Below are 25,448 nucleotides of genomic sequence, written 5' to 3'. Positions count from 1 at the left end.
TCAGTTGACGCTGATGTGAGCCCATTGGGGGCACGCGGCTTCGTCGATCTGCACCGGGCAATGCACCGGCACCTGGTCGAACAGGCTCAGCAGGTCGGCGTTGCGCAAGCGCACGCAGCCATGGGACAACGGCACACCCATAGGTTCGCTATCGGGCGTGCCATGCAGGTAGATGTAACGACGAAAGGTGTCGACCGACCCCAGGCGATTGACGCCCGGCTCGCAACCGCTGAGCCAGAGAATGCGCGTAAGGATCCAGTCGCGACCGGGAAATTGTTCATGCAGCTCGGCCGACCAGGTCTCGCCAGTCCAGCGCCGCCCGCGCAGCACCGCGCCTTGCGGCAGGCCGGCGCCGATCTTGGCACGCACCTGGTGGCGCCCTCGCGGCGTGCAACCTGAACCATTGAGCTCGCCCGCGCCATTGCGCGCGGTGGAGATCTCGAGGCGCAGGCGCAACTGCCCCTGGGCGAACCCATAGAGGCATTGATCAGCGAGGGAAATATGCAGGAAATCAAGACTGGCCATGGGGCGCTAGCTTAGCCGATGCGGCCCGCCGCGCCCAGCCGTGGCATCAGGCCTTGGCGGCGACCGGAGCGCCGGAGGACTTGCTGCGCGGGCGCAGCTGCGCGGCAGCCATGGCCTCGTCGGTGACGCCGCTGTCGGCGCGCATGCCGGCGGCCAGGAACGGCACCATCAGGCGCATGACCTGCTCGATCGAGGTATTGATGCCGAAATCGGTTTCGGCAATGGCGCGCAAGGCCTTGATCCCGGACATGCTGAACGCCGCAGCGCCGAGCATGAAGTGCACGCGCCAGAACAGCTCGATTGGCGGAATGCGCGGCGCGGCTTCGTTGACCAGCAGCATGTAGCGGCGGAATACCTTGCCGTACATGTCTTCAAGGTAGCGGCGCAGGTGACCCTGGCTCTGGCTGAAAGCCAGGCCCAGCAGGCGCATGAAGATCGACAGGTCGTTGCCGCTGCGTGGCTGTACCACCAGGGCCTGTTCGACCAGCATCTCCAGCAGCTCTTCAAGGGTGGGCTTTTGCTCGGGGCGAGCCTGGCGACGCTCCAGCTCGCGCTCAAGGCTTGCGCAGAACGGCCCGAGGAAACGCGAGAAAACCGCCTGGATCAGGGCCTTCTTCGAACCGAAATGGTAGTTCACCGCCGCCAGGTTGACGCCGGCCTTGCTGGTGATCAGCCGTAATGAGGTTTCGGCAAAACCTTTTTCCGCGAACAGCTGCTCGGCAGCATCGAGAATGCGTTCTACGGTTTCCGACTGGGCCATGACTTCTCCGCCTGACAAACACTTGTTTGAAACATACGTTTCAAAGTGGTGATTTGTCAAGTCCGCGCAGCCGTTTTGCGGCCATATGGTCACGTATTAAACCATAGCTGCAAGCCACAAGCTGCAAGCTGCAAGAACGCCCCTGTGCCGTTTCTTGAAGCTTGGCGCTTGCAGCTTGCCACCCACTGTATATAATCCCAGTCACTGTATAAAAAGACAGAGCGATCGACATGCTAAAACTGACGCCACGCCAAGCTGAGATTCTGGCTTTTATCAAACGCTGCCTGGAAGACAACGGCTTCCCGCCGACCCGCGCAGAGATCGCCCAGGAGCTGGGCTTCAAATCGCCCAACGCCGCCGAGGAGCACCTCAAGGCCCTGGCCCGCAAGGGTGCGATCGAAATGACCCCCGGGGCGTCACGGGGCATTCGCATCCCGGGCTTCGAAGCCAAGCCCGACGACAGCGGCCTGCCGATCATCGGCCGGGTAGCAGCCGGTGCGCCGATCCTCGCCCAGCAACACATCGAGGAGTCTTGCAACATCAACCCGGGGTTCTTCCATCCGCGTGCCGACTACCTGCTGCGCGTTCACGGCATGAGCATGAAGGATGTCGGCATCGTCGACGGCGACCTGCTGGCGGTACACACCTGCCGCGAAGCCCGTAACGGCCAGATCGTCGTCGCCCGCATCGGCGATGAAGTCACGGTCAAGCGCTTCAAGCGCGAAGGCAGCAAGGTCTGGCTGATTGCCGAGAACCCCGAATTCGCCCCTATCGAAGTCAACCTGAAAGACCAGGAACTGGTGATCGAGGGCTTGAGTGTCGGCGTCATACGCCGGTAAAGGAGGCATCATGCAGTTCCCCCCTGCGTCACAGAACGTACCGCTGCAAGCACAATTGCCACTGTTCGAAGCATTCCTGGCCCAGCCGGTACTGCCCGGACTGAAAAACTCCAGGCCTGCACCCCACCCCGGCGCGGCCCAGGTTTTCAGCGAGCTGTCCTTGCGTGGCGCACTGGGTAGCTGCCAGAGCCTGCTGGCACCGATGCTGCGTGAACTGAGCGAGTTGAGCGAAGAACATGACGCCCGCTGGCTGACCCTGATCGCTCCACCCGCCAGCCTGACCCAGGCCTGGCTGCGCGAGGCCGGGCTGAACCGCGAGCGCATCCTGCTGCTGCAACCGCGCGGCAACCAGAGCGCCTTGCAACTGGCCTGCGAAGCCCTGCGCCTGGGCCGCAGCCACACTGTGGTCAGCTGGCTCAATACCGTCAGCAGCAGCGCCCGTCAGCAACTGAGCAATGCCGCCCGTGCAGGAGACGCACAAAGCCTGAACATCCGCCTCGGCTGATATTCAGGTCTGTTTCAAATGTTGATTTCGCCAGGCTTCCTCAGGACGAGGAAGCCATGCAGGCGATCAGTGCAGAACCCGCGGCCCGTCGTCGCGCTCGATCTCGCCTTCCACCAGCTTGCCAGCCATCTGCACGCCAACACTGAGCATGGCCTTGGCCACTTCGACGTGCTGACCCTGCAAAAAGGCTTTGGCGTCCTCGGAGAAATCCAGGGTTACCAACGAACCCTCGTCCTCGGCACGGCGCAGCTCGATCCGGCCATCAGGCAACTCGACAATTTCTAGAAAGGACGTTGGCATAAGGGGCTGTTCTCCACGAAAGGCCGGCATTGTACCAGCCGTTGCCCCAATCAGCACTCACTCAAACCCTCGCGAAAACGAACCGTAAGGCGCTTGAGATTTTGCCGCCAGCTTTCCAGCTCTTCGCGCGACAGCGCTGGCGCCTCGGGTTCGTCGAGGCGCACCGCCTGGATCAGCGGCTGGGTGACGTCGGTTTTTGCTGCTTTTTTCGCGACCGGCGGTCGGAACAAATCGGCATAAGCGTCAAGTAGTTGCGCCAGCCAGGTTTCGCGCTGCTCAGCCAGTTCGACCAGTTCGGCCATCTCTGGAATGGCAATGGCCTCAAGCACTTCGCGGGTCAGCAGCAGCTCGGCGCGGGGTGCGCCGGCCTGGGGCAAACGATAGAACCCGGCAATCTCGTGACACAGCCCCAGCAGTGCGCCGTACAAGTGGAACAGCGCCGATTCGCGCTCGGCCTGGATCAGCGCCTGGGCGTTCATGGCCCGGCTCTCCTGCGCCTTGCCGAGGGCTTCGAGGGCCAGGCCTGCGAAGTAAATCTTCTGGTTGGTGCGGGTGTAGAGTTCCTGGGCCATCTGGGTGCCCTCCGAAAGGCTGCAAGGCGGTCTATCAATCTACACTAGTGCAGGCCCGAAAAGCATCGCGGGGCAAGCCCGCTCCTACAGACTATAGGAGCGGGCTTGCCCCGCGATTTTTTCCTGACCTGGCGATCAGCGCTTGTCTTCGACCTTCCAGGCATTGCCGTCGTAGAACGCACGCCAGCCAGTCGGCTTGCCGTCAACCTCGGTCTGCACGTACTGCTCCTTGGTCTTGCGGCTGTAGCGAATGACTGCCGGGCGACCGTCCGGGTCCTTCTTCGGCGCTTCGCAGAGGAAGTGGTACTTCGGATCGATCTCGTCCTTGTGCGGGATGATTTCGATCACCAGTGGTGCGCGGGTCTCGCGGTTTTTCGGGAACTGGCTGGCAGCCAGGAACAACCCCGAAGCGCCGTCACGCAGCACGTAGGTGTCGTTGACCTTCTCGCACTTGAGCTCCGGCATCTTCACCGCGTCCATCTTCGGCGGCGCCGCCTCGCCGCTCTTGAGCAGCTTGCGGGTGTTCTTGCATTCGGCGTTGGTGCAACCGAAGAACTTGCCGAAACGGCCGGTCTTGAGCTGCATCTCGCTGCCGCACTTGTCGCACTCAAGGCTCGGCCCTTCGTAGCCCTTGATGCGGTAGTTGCCTTCTTCGATTTCGTAGCCGGTGCAATCCGGGTTGTTACCGCAGATGTGCAGCTTGCGCTTCTCATCGAGCAGGTAGGCATCCATGGCGGTCGAGCAGATCGGGCAGCGGTGCTTGTTGAGCAGCACGCGCGATTCCGATTCACCCTCGTCATCGGCGGCGATCTCATCGCCAGGGACCAGGTTGACGGTGGCCTTGCAGCGCTCTTTCGGTGGCAGGCTGTAGCCCGAGCAGCCGAGGAACACGCCGGTGGAGGCGGTGCGGATCATCATTGGCCGGCCACATTCCTTGCAGGCAATGTTGGTCAGGGTCGGCTGGTTGGCACGCATGCCCTTCTCGCCGTCCTCGGCCAGCTTGAGCTTGTTGCTGAAGTCGCCGTAGAACTCGTCGAGCACGTTTTTCCAGTCGCGCTCGCCCTGGGCCACGTCATCGAGGTTCTCTTCCATGCCGGCGGTAAAGCCGTAGTCCATGAGGTTGGAGAAGCTCTCGGACAGGCGCTCGGTGACGATGTCGCCCATCTTCTCGGAGTAGAAGCGGCGGTTGTGCAGGGTCACGTAACCGCGATCCTGGATGGTCGAGATGATCGCCGCGTAGGTCGAAGGACGACCGATACCGCGTTTTTCCATCTCCTTGACCAGGCTGGCTTCGGAGTAGCGCGCCGGCGGCTTGGTGAAGTGCTGGCTCGGGTCGAGCTGGATCAGCTTGAGCACTTCGCCCTGGTTCATTTCCGGCAGCACATCGTCATCGCCCGGCTTGCTCTGCTGCGGCAGTACCCGGGTGTAGCCGTCGAACTTGAGGATACGGCCCTTGGCGCGCAGTTCGAAGTTGCCGGCGGTGACGCTGACGGTGGTCGACAGGTACTGCGCAGGCGGCATCTGGCAGGCCAGGAACTGGCGCCAGATCAGCTCGTACAGACGCTCGGCGTCACGCTCCATGCCGCTGAGCTTGGTCGGATGGGTGTTAACATCGGACGGACGAATCGCTTCGTGCGCCTCCTGGGCACCCTCTTTGCTGCCGTAGACGATCGGCGCTTCGGGCAGGTACTTCTTGCCGAACTCGCTTTCGATGTAGCTGCGGGCCATTTCCACCGCATCGACCGAAAGGTTGGTCGAGTCGGTACGCATGTAGGTGATGTAGCCGGCTTCGTACAGACGCTGGGCCATCATCATGGTTTTCTTCACGCCGAAGCCCAGGCGGTTGCTCGCGGCCTGCTGCAGGGTCGAGGTGATGAACGGCGCCGACGGCTTGCTGCTGGTCGGGCGGTCTTCACGCTTGGCCACGGTGTAGCTGGACGACTTGAGCTGCGCAAGCGCTGCCATGGCCTGGGCTTCGTTCAGCGGCTTGAAGGCTTCGCCGTTCTCGCGGGCCACTTCGAAACGCACCTTGGCGTCCTTGGCGGTACCCAGGTCGGCGTGCACTTCCCAGTATTCTTCAGGGATGAAGGCGCGGATTTCGCGCTCACGCTCGACCACCAGCTTCACCGCCACCGATTGCACCCGGCCGGCAGACAGGCCGCGGGCGATCTTGGCCCACAGCAGTGGCGAAACCATGTAGCCCACCACGCGGTCGAGGAAGCGCCGCGCCTGCTGGGCGTTGACCCGGTCGATATCCAGCTCGCCAGGCTGCGAGAACGCCTCCTGAATGGCTTTCTTGGTGATTTCGTTGAACACCACGCGCTTGTAGCGGCTGTCGTCCCCACCGATGGCTTCGCGCAGGTGCCAGGCGATGGCTTCCCCCTCGCGATCCAAGTCGGTTGCGAGATAGATGGTGTCGGCATCCTTGGCCAGGCGACGCAGCTCGTCGATGACCTTCTCCTTGCCCGGGAGAATCTCGTACTTGGCCTTCCAGCCGTGGTCAGGGTCGACGCCCATGCGCGCAACCAGCTGCTTGCGCGCCTTCTCTTTCGGCGACAGGGCCGGCGCTTCGCCCGCGGCGGCCTTGCCGCGCTTGGCAGCAGGCTCCTTGCTGGCGCTGGCCGAACCGCTGGTGGGCAGGTCTCGGATATGGCCGATACTCGACTTCACCACGTACTGGCTGCCCAGGTACTTGTTGATGGTCTTGGCCTTAGCCGGGGATTCCACAATGACCAGCGATTTGCCCATGGATCGGAAAATTCCTGAATACTGAAAATAAAAACACGGCAGGTACCTGACGCGGCACCGCTATATATAGTGGCAACAGAGTGAGGTCAAGCGCGGGGCTTTAGCCACCCTCGGCATCGGAGCGGGAAAACAGCTCGGTTTCAGCCTTGACCAAAGCAAAGCGCGGCACTTGCTCGCCGTCAACCTCGACCGACTCCAGAAACATCGAAAGCGGTCGCACCCACAGGCCGAATTCGCCGTACAGGGCCTGGTAGAACACCACCCACTCCTCGGTTTCGGAATGGCGCGCGGTGCCGAACACACGATACTCAGGCCCCTTGTAATGCCGGTATACGCCTGGTTGTATCTGCATGTTGCTCACCCTCTTGAAAAAAATTTGCTGCAAAAACAAAAACCGGGGCACCAGGCCCCGGTTTCCGTCCAGCGAAGCGTTAAACGCGTTCGAAGACGGTGGTGATGCCTTGGCCCAGGCCGACGCACATGGTCGAAACGCCGAAGGTCCCGCCATTCTGCTTCATGACGTTGAGCAGAGTGCCGGAAATCCGCGCACCGGAGCAACCGAAAGGATGGCCCAGGGCGATGGCGCCGCCGTGCAGGTTAACCTTCTCATCCATCTTGTCGAGCACTTTCAGATCCTTCAGCACTGGCAGGGCCTGTGCGGCGAAGGCTTCGTTGAGCTCGAAGAAGTCGATATCGGCGATCGACAGGCCCGCGCGCTTGAGCGCTTTCTGGGTTGCCGGAACCGGACCGTAGCCCATGATTGCCGGGTCGACACCAGCCACGGCCATGGAACGGATCACCGCCAGAGGCTGGATACCGAGGTCCTGGGCACGCTGGGCCGACATGACGATCATGCACGAGGCGCCGTCGGTGATCTGCGACGAAGTACCGGCAGTCACGGTACCACCTTTGGGGTTGAAAGCCGGCTTGAGGGCCGCCAGGCTTTCCAGGGTGGTGTCCGGGCGAATGGTTTCGTCGTAGTCGAAGACCTTGAGGAAGCCGTTCTCGTCGTAGCCCTGCATCGGGATGATCTCATCCTTGAACTTGCCTTCGACCGTCGCCTTGTGGGCGAGCTGGTGCGAACGCAGGCCGAACAGGTCCTGCTGCTCACGGCTGATGCCGTGCATCTTGCCGAGCATTTCGGCGGTCAGGCCCATCATGCCCGAGGCCTTGGCGGCGTACAGCGACATGTGCGGGTTCGGGTCGACGCCGTGCATCATGCTGACGTGGCCCATGTGCTCGACACCACCGACGACGAAGACATCACCGTTGCCGGTCATGATCGCCTGGGCGGCGGTGTGCAGCGCGCTCATCGAGGAGCCGCACAGGCGGCTGACGGTCTGGCCGGCAGCGGTGTGCGGGATCTGGGTCATCAGGGAGGCCATGCGGGCGATGTTCCAGCCCTGCTCCAGGGTCTGGTTGACGCAGCCCCAGATGACGTCTTCGACTTCGCTTGGATCGACCTTGGTGTTGCGCTCCAGCACCTTGCTGATCAGGTGCGCGGACATGTCTTCGGCGCGGGTATTGCGATGCATGCCACCCTTGGAGCGGCCCATCGGGGTGCGACCGAAGTCGACAATCACCACGTCTCTTGGATTCAGGCTCATATATTCACTCTCGCTCTATATCGTTGGGCGCTTAACCGAAGAAGCTCTGGCCGTTCTTGGCCATTTCACGCAGCTTCGCGGTGGGGTGATACAGCGGACCCAGATCGGCGTATTTGTCGGCCAGGGCAACGAATTCGGCTACACCGATCGAGTCGATGTAACGCAGCGCGCCGCCACGGAAGGGAGGGAAACCGATACCGTAGACCAGGCCCATGTCGGCCTCGGCCGCGGTGTCGACGATGCCGTCTTCCAGGCAGCGAACGGTTTCCAGGCACAGCGGGATCATCATCCAGTTGATGATGTCTTCGTCGCTGACTTCACGCTGCTCGTAGACGATCGGCTTGAGCACTTCGAGGACTGCCGCGTCAGCGACCTTCTTCGGCTTGCCGCGCTTGTCGGTCTCGTAGGCGTAGAAGCCCTTGCCGTTCTTCTGGCCCAGGCGCTTGGCTTCGTAGAGCACATCGACGGCCGAACGACGGTCGTCCTTCATGCGGTCCGGGAAGCCCTCGGCCATGACGTCACGACCGTGGTGGCCGGTGTCGATGCCGACCACGTCCATCAGGTAGGCCGGGCCCATCGGCCAGCCGAATTTTTCCATGATCTTGTCGATGCGCACGAAGTCGACACCGGCGCTGACCAGCTTGGCGAAGCCGCCAAAGTACGGGAACAGGACGCGGTTGACCAAGAAGCCCGGGCAGTCGTTGACCACGATCGGGTTCTTGCCCATCTTCTTGGCGTAGGCCACGGTGGTGGCAACGGCCACTTCGCTGGACTTCTCGCCACGGATGACTTCGACCAGCGGCATCATGTGCACCGGGTTGAAGAAGTGCATGCCGACGAAGTTTTCCGGACGCTTGAGGGCCTTGGCCAGCAGGTTGATGGAGATGGTCGAGGTGTTGGACGCAAGGATCGCGTCTTCCTTGACCTGGCCTTCCACTTCAGCCAGTACGGCCTGCTTGACCTTGGGGTTCTCGACCACGGCTTCGACGACGATGTCGACGTTGCCGAAGTCGCCGTAGGACAGGGTCGGGCGAATCGCGTTCAGCGCTTCGGCCATTTTCGCCGGGGTCAGGCGGCCTTTTTCAACGCGCTTGCCGAGCAGCTTGGAGGCTTCGTTCAAGCCCAGCTGGATGGCGGCTTCGTTGATGTCCTTCATCAGGATCGGGGTGCCCTTGACCGCCGACTGGTAGGCGATGCCGCCACCCATGATGCCGGCGCCGAGTACGGCGGCCTGCTTCACGTCGTGAGCGATTTCGTCGTGGGCCTTGGCTTTGCGCTTGAGCTCCTGGTCGTTGAGGAACAGGCCGATCAGGCTCTCGGCAACCGAGGTCTTGGCCAGTTTGACGAAACCTGCGGCTTCGACTTCCAGGGCCTTGTCACGACCGAAGTTGGCGGCCTTCTGGATGCTCTTGATCGCTTCGACCGGCGCCGGGTAGTTCGGGCCAGCTTGACCGGCGACGAAACCCTTGGCGGTTTCGAACGACATCATCTGCTCGATGGCGTTGAGCTTGAGTTTTTCCAGTTTCGGCTGGCGCTTGGCCTTGTGGTCGAGCTCGCCGCTGATGGCGCGCTTGATCAGGTCCAGGGCCGCAGCCTGCAGCAGCTCGGGAACCACCACAGCATCGACGGCGCCGACCTTCAGCGCGTCTTCAGCACGGTTTTCCTTGCCGGCGGCAATCCACTCGATGGCGTTGTCGGCACCGATGATGCGCGGCAGGCGCACGGTACCGCCGAAGCCCGGGTAGATGCCCAGTTTGACTTCCGGCAGGCCGATCTTGGCGCTGCTGGCCATGACGCGGTAGTCCGCCGCCAGGCACATTTCCAGGCCGCCGCCCAGGGCGATGCCATTGATCGCGGCAACGGTCGGCACGGCCAGGTCTTCGAAATCGCTGAAAATCCGGTTGGCTTCCAGGTTGCCGGCGACCAGTTCGGCCTCGGGCAGCTTGAAGTTGTCGACAAACTCGGTGATGTCCGCGCCGACGATGAACACGTCCTTGCCACTGCTGACAATCACGCCCTTGATCGATGCGTCGGCTTTGATGGTGTCTACGGCCTGACGCAATTCGTTCAGGGTAAGACGGTTGAACTTGTTGACGGACTCACCCTTGAGGTCGAACTTCAGTTCGACGATGCCGCTTTCAAGAGCCTTAACCGTGATGGCTTTACCTTCGTAAATCATCAACTGATCTCCACGATATGGAAGCTGAACTGTACACGCCGATCGCTGGTGAAAGGCCCGGCCGGCCAATGGCCGTTGTTGCCGAACCCTTGCGCCAGGCACACCCGCCAGCGCGATAGTCGGGATTCTGTAAGAGCCGTCTGACAATACAAACGCTCAATTCATACGCCCGTTTGATTTGGGTATGCACACATTCAACGAAAAGATCGCCGTTGTCAAATACCCAAAAGCAGCGGCAAAACGCGACTTTCCGGTCATTTTCTGCTGAGCGCGGGTAAACCGCCGTGGCGGTGATGCTGAGCCATTCACTGGCGCAATAGTGTTCAACGGCTTACACGCCGTTACTATTGATCAACACGGAAAAAGTTGGGATTTGCAGCAGATAGCCGCGAGATGGCTACACTGGGAGAGATTGAACCTTAAGCCGGCCTGCCTGGCCTGTCCGCCCGATCTGTGAATCGGGCTTTTTATTGATGATGATCAGGCCAGCGCCTTGAGGACCTCGGCAATATCCTGCAATACAGCCGTTTCACCGCGCTCTCCCCAGTACAGGGCAACCATCTGCGGACCCGCCTCGACCTTGTAGACGCTTTCTGGCAAGCGTGCCAATTGACCGGCATGCACGGCATCGGTGCACGGCTCGCGCCACTGGTTGAGCCATACGCCAGGGGTGGTCTGCCAATAGCTCCAGCTGTCGCTGCGGCCCGGGCGCCGCGGTCGCAGGTACTGGGCACAGGGGCTTGGCGGCTCCTTGGGCAGCCAGTGCGGCCACTCCTGGGGCGCCAGTTGCATGGCCAGGCCCATGCGCCGGGCTTCCATGCGCAAGGCCATCTGGCCGCTCTGCTTGCGTGAAGGACGCAACCAGGCCAAAGGGCTGAGAATCAGCGCAAGGATTGACACCACTACCCAGACCGTCATATCTGTTGTTCCCATAAAGCTTTGCAAATGAGCTGGTTAGCCGGGGTTCGAAGCGATCAGCCTGAAACCGACCATACTTTAACTATCGCGACTGTCAGGAGAGCTTCTCATGCCCTACGAACACATACTGGTTGCCGTCGACCTGACCGAAGAATGCGACCCGGTCATCAAGCGCGCCATGAAGCTGGCTGAACCTACCCGCGCCAAGGTTTCCCTGGTGCACATTGTCGAGCCCATGGCCATGGCCTTTGGCGGCGACGTGCCAATGGACCTGTCGCAGCTGCAACAGCAGCAGTTCGACCAGGCCAAGGAGCGCATGGAGCGCCTGTACAACAAGTACCCCGACATCAACCGCGGCGATTCGCACCTGACCTACGGCCAGCCGCGCCAGGAAATCCACCAGTTGGCCAAGGAGCAGAAATGCGACCTGATCGTGGTCGGCAGCCATGGCCGCCACGGCCTGGCCCTGCTGCTGGGCTCGACCGCCAATGACGTGCTGCATGGCGCACCGTGCGATGTGCTGGCGGTACGCCTGCAGAAAAAAGCCGAGTAAACCTCTGGCGGACCCGGCGCACTTTCAAGCGCCGGGCCCTGCCCCTCAGCTGTCGAGCTCAGCCCAGCGCTCGACCAGCACGTCCAGTTCGCCCTGCATCTTCTCCAGGCTTGCCAGTACGGCGCTGGTCTGCTCGATCGGGCGCTGGTAGAAGGCCGGGGCAGCAATTTCTTCCTGCACCGCAGCCATCTTCTGCTCCAGTGCGTCGATCTGGCCCGGCAGGGCTTCGAGCTCGCGCTGCAGCTTGTAGCTAAGCTTTTTCTTCGGCGCGTCAACCGCTGCTGGTGCTGCTACCGGCGCAGGTGCCACGGCCTCGACCACCGCCGTGTTGAGCTCGGACTTGCCCGACTTGCTTTCGGTGACGCCGAGCAGCTTCGGCGAACCGCCCTGGCGGATCCAGTCCTGGTAACCGCCGACGTACTCGCGCACTTTGCCCTCGCCTTCGAACACCAGGGTGCTGGTGACCACGTTGTCGAGGAAGGCCCGGTCGTGGCTGACCATCAGCACGGTGCCCTTGAACGCCGACAGCACTTCTTCGAGCAGCTCGAGGGTCTCGACGTCGAGGTCGTTGGTCGGTTCGTCGAGCACCAGCAGGTTGGCCGGCTTGCTGAACAATTTGGCCAGCAGCAGGCGCGCACGCTCACCACCGGACAAGGCCTTGACCGGCGTGCGGGCACGCTGCGGGCTGAACAGGAAGTCGCCCAGGTAGCTCAGCACGTGACGGCTCTGGCCGTCGATGTCGATGAAATCGCGACCTTCGGCGAGGTTGTCGATCACGGTCTTTTCCAGGTCAAGCTGATGGCGCAGCTGGTCGAAATAGGCCACTTCCAGACGGGTGCCGGACTCGACCTTGCCGCTGGTGGGCTCAAGATCGCCGAGCATCAGCTTGAGCAGCGTAGTCTTGCCGGTGCCGTTGGCGCCGAGCAGGCCGATGCGGTCTTCGCGCTGCAGGACCATGGAGAAGTCCTTGACCAGCTGCGGGCCGTTGGGGTGGCTGAAGCTGACGTTCTCCAGGACCATCACCTGCTTGCCGGATTTCTCCGCGACATCGAGCATGATGTTGGCCTTGCCCTGGCGCTCGCGGCGTTCGCTGCGCTCAACGCGCAGGGCCTTGAGGGCGCGTACGCGACCTTCGTTGCGGGTGCGCCGGGCCTTGATGCCCTGGCGAATCCACACTTCTTCCTGGGCCAGCTTCTTGTCGAACAGGGCGTTGGCGGTTTCTTCGGCCGCCAGCGCCGCTTCCTTGTGCACCAGGAAGCTTGCGTAGTCGCCGTTCCAGTCGATCAGGCCGCCGCGGTCCAGCTCGAGGATGCGCGTGGCCAGGTTCTGCAGGAAGGAACGGTCGTGGGTGATGAACAGCACGGCGCCGCCGAAACCACTGAGGGCATCTTCAAGCCAGGCAATGGCGCCGATGTCCAGGTGGTTGGTCGGTTCGTCGAGCAGCAGCAGGTCAGGCTCGGACACCAGCGCCTGGGCCAGCAGCACGCGGCGGCGCCAGCCACCGGAGAGCTCGGCCAGGGTCTTGTCGGCCGGCAATTGCAGGCGGCTCAGGGTGCTGTCGACCAGTTGCTGCAGGCGCCAGCCATCGCGCGACTCGAGGTCGTGCTGGACATGCATGAGCTTTTCCAGGTCGGCATCGCTATGGATGTTCTGGCTCAGGTGGTGGTATTCGGCCAGCAAGGCGCCGACGCCATCGAGACCTTCGGCTACCACGTCGAACACGGTACGGCCGTCAGCCACCGGCAACTCTTGCGGCAGTTCGCCGATCTTCAGGCCCGGGGCACGCCAGACGTCGCCTTCATCAGGCTTCTGATCGCCCTTGACCAGGCGCAGCATGCTCGACTTGCCAGTGCCGTTGCGGCCGATGATGCACACCCGCTCACCACGGGCGATCTGCCAGGACACCTTGTCCAACAACGGCGTGGCGCCGAACGCAAGGGACACATCGCTTAATTTGAGCAGGGTCATGATCTTCTCCAAAAACCGGGCGCGCATTCTACCCGACTTGGGCCGGCTTCACATTAAGCAGCGCGTCCTACTGTACCTTCCGACGACGGGCCGCTTCTTTACAACCAGATACAAGCACAATGCTTTCATCCGCCTGTTGCAACCGGCTAAGCTAAGGCAATGCAACTCCAACAGTGCTGGCTTCGCCGTCACTTTTCATGGTCAAACTGCCCGGAAGTCTCATGCGCAGCCGCCTGTTCTGCCTCGTATCCAGCCTGCTTCTCACTGCCTCGGCAGTGGGTGTCGCCCAGGCCACCGACATCACCCAGCAACGTCAATACTACGATGAAGCCAAACGCGCCCTGGCCAAGGGCGACAAGGGCCCGTACCTGCGTTACGCCGATGCCCTGCGCGATTATCCGTTGACGCCTTACCTGGCCTACGACGAACTCACCGCCCGGCTTAAAACTGCCAGCAACGACGAAATCGAGAAATTCCTCGCCGCCCACGGCGACCTGCCCCAGGCCAACTGGATGAAGCTGCGCTGGTTGCGCTGGCTGGCCGAGCGCGGCGACTGGGCGACCTTCACCAAGTACTACGATCCAAAGCTCAATTTCACCGAGCTGGACTGCCTCAACGGCCAGTACCAGCTCAGCCACGGCCTGCGCGCCGAAGGCTTCGCCAGCGCCGAGAAACTCTGGCTGGTCGGCAAGTCGCAACCGGCTGCCTGCGATGCCCTGTTCGAGCGCTGGGCCGCCGAAGGCCAGTTGACCGAGCAAAAGCGCTGGGAGCGCGCCAAGCTGGCGGCCCAAACCCGCAACTACGCGCTGGCCAACACCCTGGTCAAAAGCCTCAACACCCTGGCACCGCAAGGCCGCCTGCTGATCGACGTGGCGCAAAAGCCCGAGTTGCTCAACCAGCCTGGGCGCTTCACTCCGGTCAACGAGGCGATGTCCGACGTGGTCAGCCTCGGCCTGCGCCGCCTGGCCCGCCAGGACCCGGAGCGGGCCATGAGCCTGCTCGATGACTACGCCAACCGCATGCATTTCTCCCGCGACGAAAAGGTCGCCATCGCCCGCGAAATCGGCCTGACCCTGGCCCGCCGCTACGACCCGCGGGCGCTGGATCTGATGACCCGCTACGACCCGGAGCTGCGTGACAACACCGTCACCGAATGGCGCCTGCGCCTGCTGCTGCGCCTGGGCCGCTGGGAAGATGCCTACGAGCTGACCAAACGCCTGCCCCAGGACCTGGCCAGCAGCAACCGCTGGCGCTACTGGCAGGCGCGCAGCCTGGAGCTGGCGCAGCCGAAGAACCCGCAGATCCCGCTGCTGTACAAAACCGTGGCCCGTGAGCGCGACTTCTACGGCTTCCTCGCCGCCGACCGCGCGCAAACCCCCTACCAGTTGAACAACAAGCCGCTGGTACTCAGCCAGCAGCTCATCAACAAGGTTCGCAACACCCCTGGGGTCAAACGTGCACTGGAGTTCCATGCCCGCGGGCAGATCGTCGATGGTCGCCGCGAGTGGTATCACGTCAGCCGGCACTTCAACCGTGACGAGATGGTCGCCCAGGCCAAGCTGGCCTATGACATGCGCTGGTACTTCCCGGCCATTCGCACCATCAGCCAGGCCAAGTACTGGGACGACCTGGACATCCGCTTCCCGATGGCCCACCGCGACACCCTGGTGCGCGAGGCCAAGGTGCGCGGCCTGCACTCTAGCTGGGTGTTTGCCATCACCCGCCAGGAAAGCGCGTTCATGGACGATGCCCGCTCAAGCGTTGGCGCCAGTGGCCTGATGCAACTGATGCCGGCCACCGCCAAAGAGACCGCGCGCAAGTTCAGCATCCCGCTGGCCTCGCCGGCGCAGGTGTTCAACCCGGACAAGAACATCCAGCTGGGCGCTGCCTACCTGAGCCAGGTGCACAGCCAGTTCAACGGCAACCGCGTGCTCGCCTCGGCCGCCTACAACGCCGGGCCAGGCCGGGTACGCCAGTGGCTGCGGGGTGCCGACCACCTGAGCTTTGACGTTTGGGTCGAGTCGATCCCGTTCGACGAGACACGCCAGTATGTGCAGAACGTGCTGTCGTATTCGGTGATCTACGGGCAAAAGCTCAATTCGCCGCAGCCGCTGGTGGACTGGCATGAGCGGTATTTTGACGATCAGTGATTGATGCCATCGCGGGGCGACGCCTCGACTTGCCCCGCGATAGAAGTCCACAGCCGAACTACTCCAGCACCGTCACTGCCATCCCCACCTCAAGCCTTCCTACCCCATCGGCCACCAGGTTCTGGCCAAACAGCACATCGCCTTCCTTCTGCCGGTAGGTTTGCAAAGTCGCCAGTGGTTCACGGTCCGGGCTGCGTTCGCCGGTCTGCGGGTCGATGGTGGTCATGATGCAGCGCTCGCAGGGCTTGAGCACCCGGAATTCGACCTCGCCGATACGGATGCGCTTCCAGCCATCCTCGGCAAAGGCAGCACTGCCCTCCACCACCAGGTTGGGACGAAAGCGCAGCATCTGCAGCGGCCGCCCGACCTTCGCTACCAGGTCATCCAGCGATGCCTGGCCAATCAGCAGCAAGGGAAAACCATCGGCAAACGCCACACGGTCGCTGTTCAGGCCATACCCACTGGGCAGGAAGCGTGCACGTTGATCGGGCACGTAAACCAGGCGCACGTCCTTGCCGATGAATGCACTAAGCCACTGCGCGGCCGCATCGCCGGCATCGGGTACGCGAAAGGTGTCGCGCCAGATAGTGATACCGCGCAGGTCGTTTTCGGGCTCGGGTACGGCCACATGCAGCGTGGGATGGCCCGGCGCCTCAAGGGTGAGGCTGCCATCGGCGTTGTGCAGCGCGGCCAGCTGGGTCATCTGCGGGTACATGCGCTGGGTCAGGAAGCGCCCGTTGGCGCGCTCCACGAGCAGCCAGCGGCGGTCCCCGCTCAACCCCAGAAGGTCCAGCGAGGAAGTCTGCAGCGCCTCACCGCGCGCTGATTTGAGCGGGTATCGGTACAACGCACTGAGGCGCATCATGACCTGCCTTGTGTCGGTTAAAGCCCTAGCTTATACCGACTCAGGCCGTGGCTTCATCCAGCATCAGCCGCTGGCGCACGACATCGACCAGCTTGTCGGGCTGGAACTTGGAAAGGAAGTTGTCGCAGCCGACCTTCTTCACCATCGATTCGTTGAAGCTGCCCGACAGCGACGTGTGCAGCACCACGTACAACGAACGCAGGCGCGGGTCGTTGCGGATTTCAGTGGTCAGGCGGTAGCCGTCCATTTCCGGCATTTCGGCATCGGTGAAGACCATCAGCAGCTTCTCGCAGACATCCTCACCGGCATCGGCCCAGCCCTTGAGCATGCGCAGCGCCTTGAGGCCATCGCTGGCCACATGCATTTTCACCCCCAGTTGCGACAAGGTGTCGCGCAACTGCGCCAGGGCCACGGTAGAGTCGTCGACCAGCAGTACTTCGCGGCCGCGGGCACGGGCCAGCACCGGGTCTTCGAGCTTGTCGCGCGAGACCTTGGCGCTGTACGGGACGATTTCCGCCAGAACCTTCTCGACGTCGATGATTTCCACCAGTTGCTCGTCGACCTTGCTGATCGCCGTCAGGTAGTGCTGGCGACCGGCGCTGGTCGGCGGCGGCATGATGGCTTCCCAGTTCATGTTGACGATACGGTCGACGCCGCCGACCAGGAAGGCCTGCACCGAGCGGTTGTATTCGGTGACGATGATGGTGCTGCCCGGGCCTGGCTCCAGCGGGCGCATGCCGATGGCCTGGGACAGGTCGATCACCGGCAGGGTCTGGCCGCGCAGGTTGACCACGCCGCAGACGTACGCATGACGCTGCGGCATCAGGGTCAGCTTGGGCATCTGCAGCACTTCCTGGACCTTGAACACGTTGATCGCGAACAGTTGCCGGCCAGCCAGGCGGAACATCAGGATTTCCAGGCGGTTCTCGCCCACCAGCTGCGTTCTTTGGTCTACCGTGTCGAGAATGCCAGCCATCGAAGAGCCCCCAAGGTGTGTCGAAAATGATCCCAATGGCCCTGTATCGGCCGTTTGCCGCAGAGCTTGACCCTGTGAAGAAAATGCTCCGCAGCCCATTGATGTCATTTTACCATCATGCTTTACTGCGCTCACCTCTCCGCTGTCGCAAACACCCGCAAAGGGTCGTATCGAAAACACCGCATCAGGGAATCCCCTAGTGACAATCGGGTGAGACCTGATGTTCGCAATATCCATTAGCCATTAATGTGACGCCATTCTCATTGCATGAACGGAGTCAGGCTTTTGTCAGCGATCGCCTCATGGTGGCCAGCCCCTGCTCCAGCCTTACGCGCTGGAGCCAAATGATGGCTAACGACGCACTGCACAACAGCGCCCTGCAGGATTTCCTGATCGACGCCCAGGTGCTGCTGACCAAGGCAGAGGAATGCCTGCTGCACCTGCAACTGATCGACAACGATCCGGATGCCTGTCACTGCCTCAACGATACCTTGGCCACCCTGGTAGAACGCGCACAGGCCCTTGGCCTGGTCGAGGTCGCGAGTTACAGCCAACATCTGCAGGCACTGCTGGAACCCGCGCAGGCGCAACCGGCATTGCAAGGTGAAGCCCTGCAAGCCCTGGAAAGCTGCCTGACCCTGCTGGCCTGGCAGCTGGAATTGATCGATCCGCACACCGGCCGCCTGAGTCTGGATACCGAGGAACAGGTGCAGTTGCTCGACACCCTGGCCACTGCCCTGAGCCCGCAGGAGGCTCTGGCCTGCGACTCTTGCATCGAAACCCGGCACACTTGCGAACACCCCGCCCCTTCAATGGCTGCGCCCACCAGCGCGAACGCCACTGCACTTTCTTCGCCAACCAGGGGCAACTAAGGGACATAACAATACTGCCCCGGCGAGATTAACCAAGCCTGTGACGAGTGCACACTAAGACCCAACTTAGTGTATTTCCAGGCCTCTCTAATTATCTGCAACAAACATTTCGTTTAATTGATTTCGGGCAAAATCCCAGCCCCGCAAACTGATGGCAAAATGCTAGATTCGAAGACAATCGGAACCGTCGTACCAGCCCGTAAAATCTGGCTATTCAGTCAGTTATCAGAGTTCGCGACCAATTGTATTTGAAGTGATACCATGCGCGCTGATGGACACATGCACCTTACCCGGATCTCCCCAGACACCGCGTGCAGACTTTCATCGCGGTTACCCCGGCGCCGGCATTTAAACGTTATTGAAGGCAATTCGACAAACGCCTCTAGTTCGACCTTTGCAAGGCTTTCAACAGCGATATTTCAGTGGCTTCAATTTCTATGTTCTCAAGCCTCAAGACACTCAAGCGCTGGCACCCCGGAGCCTCTCTGTTGCGCTGGGCAACCGCCCTGCTGTGCCTGGCTTCGGTTGCCGTCAACCTGGCCTTGTACCTGCTTGAGCAACCACTGCCAGGCATCGCTCTGGCCCTGCAACTGGTTGCCCTGTCGAGCATTGCCTGGCAACTGCGCCAGTGGGCGCGCTCGATTGCCCTGCGCCCGGCGGAACTGGCCGACCGCCTGCTCAAAGTGCAGGAAAGCGAACGCCAGCGCCTGAGCCGCGAACTGCACGACGATATCGGCCAGTTGCTGACCGCCGCCAAACTCCAGGCCGACTGGCTCGCGCGCCGCGCTCCGAGCGAGCTGCAGGAGCACTGCAAAACCTTGCGCAGCACCCTGGACGACACCCTGGCCAGCGTGCGCGATGTTTCGGCCATCCTCAACCCAAGACAACTGTCCAGCCTGGGCCTGGAAGCCAGCCTGCGCGCGCACCTGCTGCGCGCCCTGGAAAACACCGAGGTGCACTGGAGCCTGGAATGCCGCCAGCGCCTGGGCGGCCTCCCGGAAGATATGGCCATCGCCGCCTTTCGCATTACCCAAGAGGCGGTGACCAACATCCTGCGTCACGCCAAGGCAAAGAACCTGGTGGTGCGCATTCAGCGCCAGCCCGAAGGCCTGGCGTTGTCGATCAGCGATGACGGCCTGGGCTTTTCGCCGGCCAGCAGCCCAGCCGATGAAGGCCAGCGCGGCATGGCCGGAATGCTCGAGCGCGTCGGCCTGCTCAATGGCACACTGTCGGTCAACAGCCAGCCCGGCCTGGGCACCCAGATCGACGCCCTGTTCCCCTGGCCTGCGCGCACCCTCGAACGCGCCAAGACAAGTAACGTCCCATGACCTGTACATTGCTGTTGGTCGATGACCATTCACTGATTCGCGCAGGTGTGCGCGCGCTGGTGTCCGACATTCCCGGCTATGCCGTGATCGGCGAAGCCAACGACGGCAGCCAGGTGCCGGAACTGGTCATGCAACTGGACCCGGACATCGTCCTGCTGGATATCTCCATGCGCTGCACCAGCGGCCTGGATGCCCTGACCCGCCTGCGCGCCCTGGGCTGTCGCAGCAAGGTGCTGATCCTCTCCATGCACACCGACCCGGAGTTGATCATGCAGGCCCTGGAAAGCGGCGCCCATGGCTACCTGCTCAAAGACACCACCGCCACCGAGCTTGAGCAGGCACTGGCAGCACTGCGCGGCAACGAGCGCTACCTGAGCCCGGCGATTGCCCACACGGTAATCAACCAGGCCCTGCTGCGCGCCCAGTCGGGCAAGCCGGAGACAGCGGAAAAGCACAACCTCACCGCCCGCCAACTGGAAATCCTGCGCCTGATCGTACGCGGCAAGTCGACCCGGGAAATCGCCCAGGGCCTGGGCTTGAGCATCAAGACCGTGGAAACCCACCGCTCGCAGATCATGAAACGCCTGCAGATCTACGACGTTGCTGGCCTGGTGCTGTTTGCCGTGCGCGAGCAAATCATCAGCCTCGACGACTGAGCAGCGGCGAGTCGACCGGCAGGTGCACGCGCAAGGCCGCGGGCAGCACTTCAAAACGCAGGTTGTCGCCCTGCAAGGGCTCACCATCGAGGTTGATGTCCAGGCCTTGCGAGCTTCTGATCTCGACCCATGGCAAGCGCGCACGGACAAACATGCTGTCCAGCCCCAAGCCATCGCTGAGCAGGCCGCGCAAGGTGCCGACCACTTCCTGGGGTGCCGGCAGGATGCTGATGTCGAGCAAGCCATCATCAACCTGCGCCTGGGGGCACAGCGCATGCCCGCCGCCGGCCTGCCGCCCGTTGCCGATGCCCAGCGCCAGCAACTCGCCCTGCCACTGGAAATCCGGGCCGTGCAGTTCGACCGACGCCGCGCGCAGCTCGCTGAAGCGCGACAGGCCGGTGAACAGGTAGGCTGCCGCACCCAATACCTTTTTCAGGTCTTCGGAGGTATTGGCGGTAACCTGGCTGCCGAAGCCACCGGTGGCCATGTTCAGGAATACCTGCCCACCCACCTCGCCCAGGTCAATGGCCCGGGCCGGCACTTCCAGCAGCATCAGCGCCTGCGCCGGCTCCAGCGGCACGCCGGCAGCCTTGGCAAAATCGTTGGCGGTGCCCAGCGCCAGCAACACCAGGCTGGCGTCAGCGTCGGCACGCACCATCGCTTCGGCGACATCGCGCAGGGTGCCATCGCCACCCGCGGCCACCAGGTGCGGGTAGCCGGCGGCCAGCGCTTCTTCGACCAGGCGCTGGGCGTCGCCCCCCTCCCAGGTCAGGCGCACGTCCAACTGCCAGCCGCGCTCTCGCATGCCGGTCACCGCAGCACGCACCTCTTCGTTCATGGCCTGCTTGCCATGCAGGATCATCAATGCCTTTTGCTGCGCCATGTGTGCGTTCCCCGATGATTTGAGCGTCGAGTATCTCGACCGTTTCCGGCGTCCCTTTACTGCATTGCAGGTAACGTTTCAGCAGAGTTTCGCATGCCATTCACACAAATATCATTGAAAGCTTCGCCGCCGAGGGGCATCATTCGACAAATATTTGGCCTTCATGGACGATGCCAGTGGTAAAAGTCATTTTATTGACTCATTGCGCAAAAGCCTGCCAGGTTGCTCTGTTTACTTTTGCTGCACTGCCCAGGCAGTGCCCCTGACTCGAGGCTGTGAGATGAGTGTTCTGATCCCTTGCATCATCGCTGGCGGCGCCGGCACCCGCCTGTGGCCGGTATCGCGCGAAACCATGCCCAAGCCGTTCATGCGCCTGCCCGACGGCCAGAGCCTGCTGCAGAAGACCTTCGCCCGCGCCAGCTGCCTGGCCGATGTCGAACGGATCCTGACGGTGACCAACCGCGAGGTGTTCTTCCGCACCCAGGACGAATTCCGCCCACTGAACACCGCCAACCTGGCCCTGGACTACATCCTCGAACCCTTTGGCCGCAACACCGCCGCCGCCATTGCCGCTGCCGCTCTGCACTGCGCCCGGCTGTACGGTGAGGATGCGCAATTGCTGGTGCTGCCAGCCGATCACCTGATCAACGACCTCAGCGCCTTCGACCAGGCCGTCAGCCAGGCCCGCTTGCTGGCTGCCCAGGGCTGGCTGACCACCTTCGGCCTGCTGCCGACCCGTGCTGAAACCGGTTTTGGCTACATCGAAAAAGGCCAGGCCCTGGATGCCCACGGCTTCAGGGTTGCCCGCTTTGTCGAAAAGCCCGACGCCGACACCGCCCAGCAGTACCTCGATGGCGGCCAGCACCTGTGGAATGCCGGGATGTTCTGCATGCGTGTCGACGCCATCCTGCATGAACTGGAACAGCACGCCCCGCAACTGCTGGCGGCGGTCAATCACTGCCTGGCCCTGAGCCCGTGCAAGGAAGGCGCCCGCGAGTGCCAGGTGGAACTGGACCCGGACAGCTTCGCCCTGGTGCCGGACATTTCCATCGACTATGCCGTGATGGAGACCTCGCATCAGGTCGCGGTACTGCCCAGCCAGCTGGGCTGGAGCGATATCGGCAGCTGGGAGGCGGTGCGCGAGCTCAAGGCCGGTGATCATCAAGGCAACCGCTGCACCGGCGAAACCGTGCTGCACGATGTGCACAATTGCTATATCGACTCGCCACGGCGCCTGGTCGGCGCGGTGGGCCTGGACAACCTGATCATCATCGACACCCCCGACGCCCTGCTGATTGCCGATGCCGCGCGCAGCCAGGAGGTCAAGGTGATTGCCCAGCAGCTCAAGCGCCAGGGCCACGACGCGTTCCGCCTGCACCGCACGGTCAACCGCCCGTGGGGCACCTACACGGTGCTCGAGGAAGGCCCGCGGTTCAAGATCAAGCGCATCATGGTCCGCCCCGAGGCTTCGCTGTCGCTGCAGATGCATCATCACCGCAGCGAGCACTGGATCGTGGTCAGCGGCATGGCCTGTGTGACCAATGGTGAAGAGGAATTTCTGCTCGATACCAACGAATCGACCTTCATCAAACCCGGCCGGGTACACCGCCTGACCAACCCCGGGGTGATCGATCTGGTAATGATTGAAGTACAAAGTGGCGAATACCTGGGCGAGGATGACATCGTGCGCTTTACTGATATCTATGGACGCGCCCCGGAGCCAGCCGCAAGCTGATTCCCCCGGCGCGTCCATTTTTATCTGCATGCCGTTACCCGCCTGAACACAGAGGAAAGGGGTCATGCGCGTACTCTGGACACTACCCTACCTGCCCTGGCCCACCACCAGCGGCGGTAAAACACGGCAATACCACCTGCTGCGCAGCCTGGCGCAGCGGGGTCACCGCATCACCCTGCTGGTGCAATCGAAAATCCCGCCCAGCGACGCGGCCCGACAGGCCTTGGAACCTTTGCTCGAACGCCTGATCGTGCTACCCAGGCGCCCCTTCCACAGCCCCCTGAACCTGCTGGCGGCGATCTACCCCAGCTATCCGATGCGCGCCAGCATCAATGGCCTGGCGCCGCACCTGCGCCACTGCTTCGAGCAATTGCTGGAAGAGCCCTGGGATGTCATCCAGATCGAGCACAGCTACAGCTTCCAGCCGTTCGAAAAGGCCCTGCAGGCTCGCGGGCTGCCATTCGTGCTCAGCGAGCACAACATCGAATCGGTCAATGGCGCCGCTTGCCACGACCGCTTGCCACTGTGGCTGCGACCGTTCAATGCCTTTGATCGCTGGCGTTACCGGCGCTGGGAAAACCGCGTGCTCAGCCAGGCCCATGAAGTGGTAGCGGTCAGCCCAACCGACGCCGAACACATCAGCCAGGCGACCGGCGCTGCGGTGTCGGTGGTGATCAATGGCGTGGATTGCGCGCATTACCAGGATATCCAGCCGTCGCTGTGCAGCCAGCGCCTGCTGTTCGTCGGCAATTTCGAATACGGCGCCAACCTTGAAGCCATCGAATGGGCGCTGGAAGACATTCTGCCGCAAGTCTGGTTGAGCAACCCCGCAGTACGCCTGGCCGTGGTTGGCCACGCCTTGCCGCCCAGCTGGAAACTGCGCTGGAGCGACCCGCGAATCGAATGGATTGGCTACCTGCCTGACCTGCGCGAGCTGCAACGCAACTCGGCGATCTTCTTTGCGCCGCTACGTTATGGCGGCGGCTCGAAGATCAAGATACTGGAAGCCATGGCCGCCGGGCTGCCGGTGGTAACCACGGCCAAGGGCGTGTCAGGCCTGCAGGTGACCTATGGCGAGCACTACCTGGCCAGTGACGACGGCGACCAGCTGGCGCTGATGATTAACCAACTGCTCAATCAGCCCTGGCGCCTGCGCCAGCTGTCGCAAGCGGCGCGGGAGTTTGTCTGCAGCCGGCACGACTGGAGCATCGCCGCTGCCCAGCTGGAAAGCGTGCATGCGCGCCCCAGCCTGCGCGCGCCGAGCGGTGCCACCCTGGTGGGCGACACCCTGCTCAGCCGTTCAACCAAGTAGCTCGCTCAAGGGAATGAACTGCACGATATCGCCCTTGCCCGGGGTCTGGCCCTCACGGACTTCGACCAGGCCCTCGGCCCAGGCGGCGCTGCGCAGCACGCCCGAACTCTGGTTCTTGTAGATCAATGCGCTGCCCTGCTCCAGTCGCCCGCGCAGGTATTCGCGGCGAGTGCCAGCCTTGGGCCAGTCGAACCCGGCCGGCACCGCGAACTGCAGCGGCGTGACCTCGGTAACGCCCTGGCGGCGCAACAGGTAGGGCCGGGTAAGCAGGCCGAAGGTCACCAGGGTCGAAGCCGGGTTACCCGGCAAGCCAATGACCGGGACGCCCTTGTAATGACCGAAGGTCAGCGGCTTGCCCGGCTTGATTGCCAGCTTCCACAGCGACAGTTCGCCCTCTTCACGCAGGGCGATGCCCAGGTAATCGGCCTCGCCCACCGAAACACCGCCAGTGGAAAGAATCAGGTCGACATCATGCAGGGCGGCCAGGCAGTTGCGGGTTTTCTCCAGGTCATCGGCCAGAATGCCAGCGTCGATCACCTCACAGCCCAGGCGTTGCAGCCAGCTGCCGAGCAGCCGCCGGTTGCTGTTGTAGATCTGCCCGGGCCCCAGGGGCAAGCCGGGCTCGACCAGTTCGTCGCCGGTCGACAGCACAGCGACCTTGACCCGCCGCACGACGCTCAGCTCGGCGCACCCCAAGGAAGCTGCCAGGCCCAGCTCGATCGGCCCCAGGCGCGTACCCGCGGCCAAAACCGCCTCGCCAGCGCGGGTTTCCTGCCCTTGCGGGCGAATGTTCTGACCGACGCGCAGCGCCTCGGTAAAGCGCACGCGCTGATCATCCAGGACGTCGGCGTTTTCCTGCATCTCAACGCAATCCGCCCCCACCGGCACCGGCGCCCCGGTAAAGATCCGCGCACAGGTACCCGGCTGCAACGGCTCGGGTGAATGCCCGGCGAATACCCGCTGGCTGACCGTCAAGGGCTCGCCCGTCCAGTCGGCCAGGCGCAGCGCGTAGCCGTCCATGGCGCTGTTGGGCCAGGGCGGCAGGTCGAGGCTCGAGACCAGCTCATGTGCCAGCACGCGGCCCTCGGCGTCGGCCAGGGCGACCTGCTCGGTAGCGGTGATAGGCGCGGCTTCGGCCAGCGCCAGCAGTTTTGCCAGGGCTTCTTCGACCGGCATCAGTTGAGTGTGCATGGGCGC

The 25,448-nt window shown here is 62.7% G+C and carries 23 protein-coding genes; 9 read left to right on the top strand and 14 right to left on the bottom strand.

What is annotated here, in order from left to right; all coding sequences use genetic code 11:
* Both ACIOVF_RS21220 and ACIOVF_RS21215 read right to left on the bottom strand, forming a co-directional pair.
* Nucleotides 1-525 (bottom strand): L,D-transpeptidase, encoded by a 525-nt coding sequence (locus ACIOVF_RS21220; RefSeq protein WP_045194898.1) that lies wholly within the window; start codon nt 523-525, stop codon nt 1-3.
* Nucleotides 526-571: 46 nt separating this feature from the next.
* The gene (locus ACIOVF_RS21215) at nt 572-1,285 is read right to left on the bottom strand and encodes a TetR/AcrR family transcriptional regulator (protein WP_195884684.1); all 714 of its coding nucleotides are present in this window, start codon (nt 1,283-1,285) and stop codon (nt 572-574) included.
* A 230-nt stretch (nt 1,286-1,515) separates the two neighbouring features.
* Here ACIOVF_RS21215 and lexA point away from each other — a divergent pair, with 230 nt between their 5' ends.
* Both lexA and sulA read left to right on the top strand, forming a co-directional pair.
* Nucleotides 1,516-2,124, top strand: a complete 609-nt coding sequence (lexA, locus tag ACIOVF_RS21210) for a transcriptional repressor LexA (protein ID WP_045194902.1) — start codon at nt 1,516-1,518, stop codon at nt 2,122-2,124.
* 10 nt (nt 2,125-2,134) lie between these two features.
* Nucleotides 2,135-2,629, top strand: a complete 495-nt coding sequence (sulA, locus tag ACIOVF_RS21205; protein ID WP_093380765.1) for an SOS-induced cell division inhibitor SulA — start codon at nt 2,135-2,137, stop codon at nt 2,627-2,629.
* A 66-nt stretch (nt 2,630-2,695) separates the two neighbouring features.
* Here sulA and ACIOVF_RS21200 read toward each other — a convergent pair whose 3' ends face one another.
* The 7 genes from ACIOVF_RS21200 to ACIOVF_RS21170 form a co-directional block, all read right to left on the bottom strand.
* Nucleotides 2,696-2,929: a hypothetical protein gene (locus ACIOVF_RS21200; protein ID WP_045194907.1), complete on the bottom strand. Its 234-nt coding sequence runs from the start codon at nt 2,927-2,929 to the stop codon at nt 2,696-2,698.
* 50 nt (nt 2,930-2,979) lie between these two features.
* The gene (locus ACIOVF_RS21195; protein ID WP_401292253.1) at nt 2,980-3,501 is read right to left on the bottom strand and encodes a DUF6586 family protein; all 522 of its coding nucleotides are present in this window, start codon (nt 3,499-3,501) and stop codon (nt 2,980-2,982) included.
* Nucleotides 3,502-3,636: 135 nt separating this feature from the next.
* Nucleotides 3,637-6,249: a type I DNA topoisomerase gene (gene topA, locus ACIOVF_RS21190; RefSeq protein WP_010226976.1), complete on the bottom strand. Its 2,613-nt coding sequence runs from the start codon at nt 6,247-6,249 to the stop codon at nt 3,637-3,639.
* Between the two features lie 100 nt (nt 6,250-6,349).
* Entirely contained in the window at nt 6,350-6,601 is a 252-nt protein-coding gene (locus tag ACIOVF_RS21185; RefSeq protein WP_045194911.1) for a DUF1653 domain-containing protein, read from the bottom strand.
* 79 nt (nt 6,602-6,680) lie between these two features.
* On the bottom strand, nt 6,681-7,856 hold the full coding sequence (fadA, locus tag ACIOVF_RS21180) for an acetyl-CoA C-acyltransferase FadA (protein WP_045194913.1): 1,176 nt from the start codon (nt 7,854-7,856) through the stop codon (nt 6,681-6,683).
* Nucleotides 7,857-7,887: 31 nt separating this feature from the next.
* Entirely contained in the window at nt 7,888-10,035 is a 2,148-nt protein-coding gene (fadB, locus tag ACIOVF_RS21175; RefSeq protein ID WP_045194915.1) for a fatty acid oxidation complex subunit alpha FadB, read from the bottom strand.
* A 480-nt stretch (nt 10,036-10,515) separates the two neighbouring features.
* Entirely contained in the window at nt 10,516-10,953 is a 438-nt protein-coding gene (locus tag ACIOVF_RS21170) for a hypothetical protein (RefSeq protein WP_045194916.1), read from the bottom strand.
* Between the two features lie 109 nt (nt 10,954-11,062).
* On the opposite strand from ACIOVF_RS21170, the gene ACIOVF_RS21165 reads away from it, so the two are divergent.
* The gene (locus ACIOVF_RS21165; protein ID WP_045194918.1) at nt 11,063-11,506 is read left to right on the top strand and encodes a universal stress protein; all 444 of its coding nucleotides are present in this window, start codon (nt 11,063-11,065) and stop codon (nt 11,504-11,506) included.
* Between the two features lie 45 nt (nt 11,507-11,551).
* On the opposite strand, the gene ACIOVF_RS21160 is transcribed toward ACIOVF_RS21165, so the two are convergent.
* A complete protein-coding gene (locus ACIOVF_RS21160) occupies nt 11,552-13,474 on the bottom strand; it encodes an ATP-binding cassette domain-containing protein (protein WP_045194920.1) in 1,923 nt (640 codons plus the stop codon).
* 221 nt (nt 13,475-13,695) lie between these two features.
* Here ACIOVF_RS21160 and ACIOVF_RS21155 point away from each other — a divergent pair, with 221 nt between their 5' ends.
* Nucleotides 13,696-15,624: a transglycosylase SLT domain-containing protein gene (locus ACIOVF_RS21155; RefSeq protein WP_093380758.1), complete on the top strand. Its 1,929-nt coding sequence runs from the start codon at nt 13,696-13,698 to the stop codon at nt 15,622-15,624.
* Between the two features lie 58 nt (nt 15,625-15,682).
* Here the strand turns inward: ACIOVF_RS21155 and ACIOVF_RS21150 are convergent, their stop codons facing one another.
* A complete protein-coding gene (locus tag ACIOVF_RS21150; RefSeq protein WP_082075398.1) occupies nt 15,683-16,489 on the bottom strand; it encodes an MOSC domain-containing protein in 807 nt (268 codons plus the stop codon).
* 40 nt (nt 16,490-16,529) lie between these two features.
* Complete coding sequence (locus ACIOVF_RS21145) at nt 16,530-17,465, bottom strand: chemotaxis protein CheV (protein WP_038994319.1); 936 nt, start codon at nt 17,463-17,465, stop codon at nt 16,530-16,532.
* A gap of 347 nt (nt 17,466-17,812) precedes the next feature.
* Here ACIOVF_RS21145 and ACIOVF_RS21140 point away from each other — a divergent pair, with 347 nt between their 5' ends.
* The 3 genes from ACIOVF_RS21140 to ACIOVF_RS21130 all read left to right on the top strand — a co-directional run bounded on the left by ACIOVF_RS21140 (nt 17,813) and on the right by ACIOVF_RS21130 (nt 20,321).
* On the top strand, nt 17,813-18,337 hold the full coding sequence (locus tag ACIOVF_RS21140) for a histidine kinase (RefSeq protein ID WP_082075399.1): 525 nt from the start codon (nt 17,813-17,815) through the stop codon (nt 18,335-18,337).
* Nucleotides 18,338-18,825: 488 nt separating this feature from the next.
* Nucleotides 18,826-19,665 (top strand): sensor histidine kinase, encoded by an 840-nt coding sequence (locus ACIOVF_RS21135; RefSeq protein WP_371128641.1) that lies wholly within the window; start codon nt 18,826-18,828, stop codon nt 19,663-19,665.
* The gene (locus tag ACIOVF_RS21130) at nt 19,662-20,321 is read left to right on the top strand and encodes a response regulator transcription factor (protein ID WP_045194934.1); all 660 of its coding nucleotides are present in this window, start codon (nt 19,662-19,664) and stop codon (nt 20,319-20,321) included. Before ACIOVF_RS21135 ends, ACIOVF_RS21130 begins: the two co-directional genes overlap by 4 nt.
* Here the strand turns inward: ACIOVF_RS21130 and yegS are convergent.
* Nucleotides 20,305-21,204 carry a lipid kinase YegS gene (gene yegS / locus ACIOVF_RS21125; RefSeq protein WP_045194936.1) on the bottom strand — a complete coding sequence of 300 codons (900 nt, stop codon included), beginning with the start codon at nt 21,202-21,204 and terminating at the stop codon, nt 20,305-20,307. The two genes, ACIOVF_RS21130 and yegS, sit on opposite strands and share 17 nt — an antisense overlap.
* Nucleotides 21,205-21,484: 280 nt before the next feature.
* Between yegS and ACIOVF_RS21120 the strand changes: the two genes are divergently transcribed.
* Both ACIOVF_RS21120 and ACIOVF_RS21115 read left to right on the top strand, forming a co-directional pair.
* A complete protein-coding gene (locus tag ACIOVF_RS21120; protein ID WP_401292242.1) occupies nt 21,485-22,939 on the top strand; it encodes a mannose-1-phosphate guanylyltransferase/mannose-6-phosphate isomerase in 1,455 nt (484 codons plus the stop codon).
* 64 nt (nt 22,940-23,003) lie between these two features.
* A complete protein-coding gene (locus ACIOVF_RS21115; protein ID WP_401292239.1) occupies nt 23,004-24,251 on the top strand; it encodes a glycosyltransferase family 4 protein in 1,248 nt (415 codons plus the stop codon).
* On the opposite strand, the gene glp is transcribed toward ACIOVF_RS21115, so the two are convergent.
* Nucleotides 24,240-25,442: a gephyrin-like molybdotransferase Glp gene (gene glp / locus ACIOVF_RS21110; RefSeq protein WP_401292236.1), complete on the bottom strand. Its 1,203-nt coding sequence runs from the start codon at nt 25,440-25,442 to the stop codon at nt 24,240-24,242. The genes ACIOVF_RS21115 and glp overlap by 12 nt on opposite strands.
* Between the last annotated feature and the right edge of the window lie 6 nt (nt 25,443-25,448).

It is taken from the genome of Pseudomonas sp. NPDC087612 (assembly GCF_044743505.1).
GTDB lineage: Bacteria > Pseudomonadota > Gammaproteobacteria > Pseudomonadales > Pseudomonadaceae > Aquipseudomonas.
This window is presented reverse-complemented; position numbering and strand designations above follow the sequence as displayed.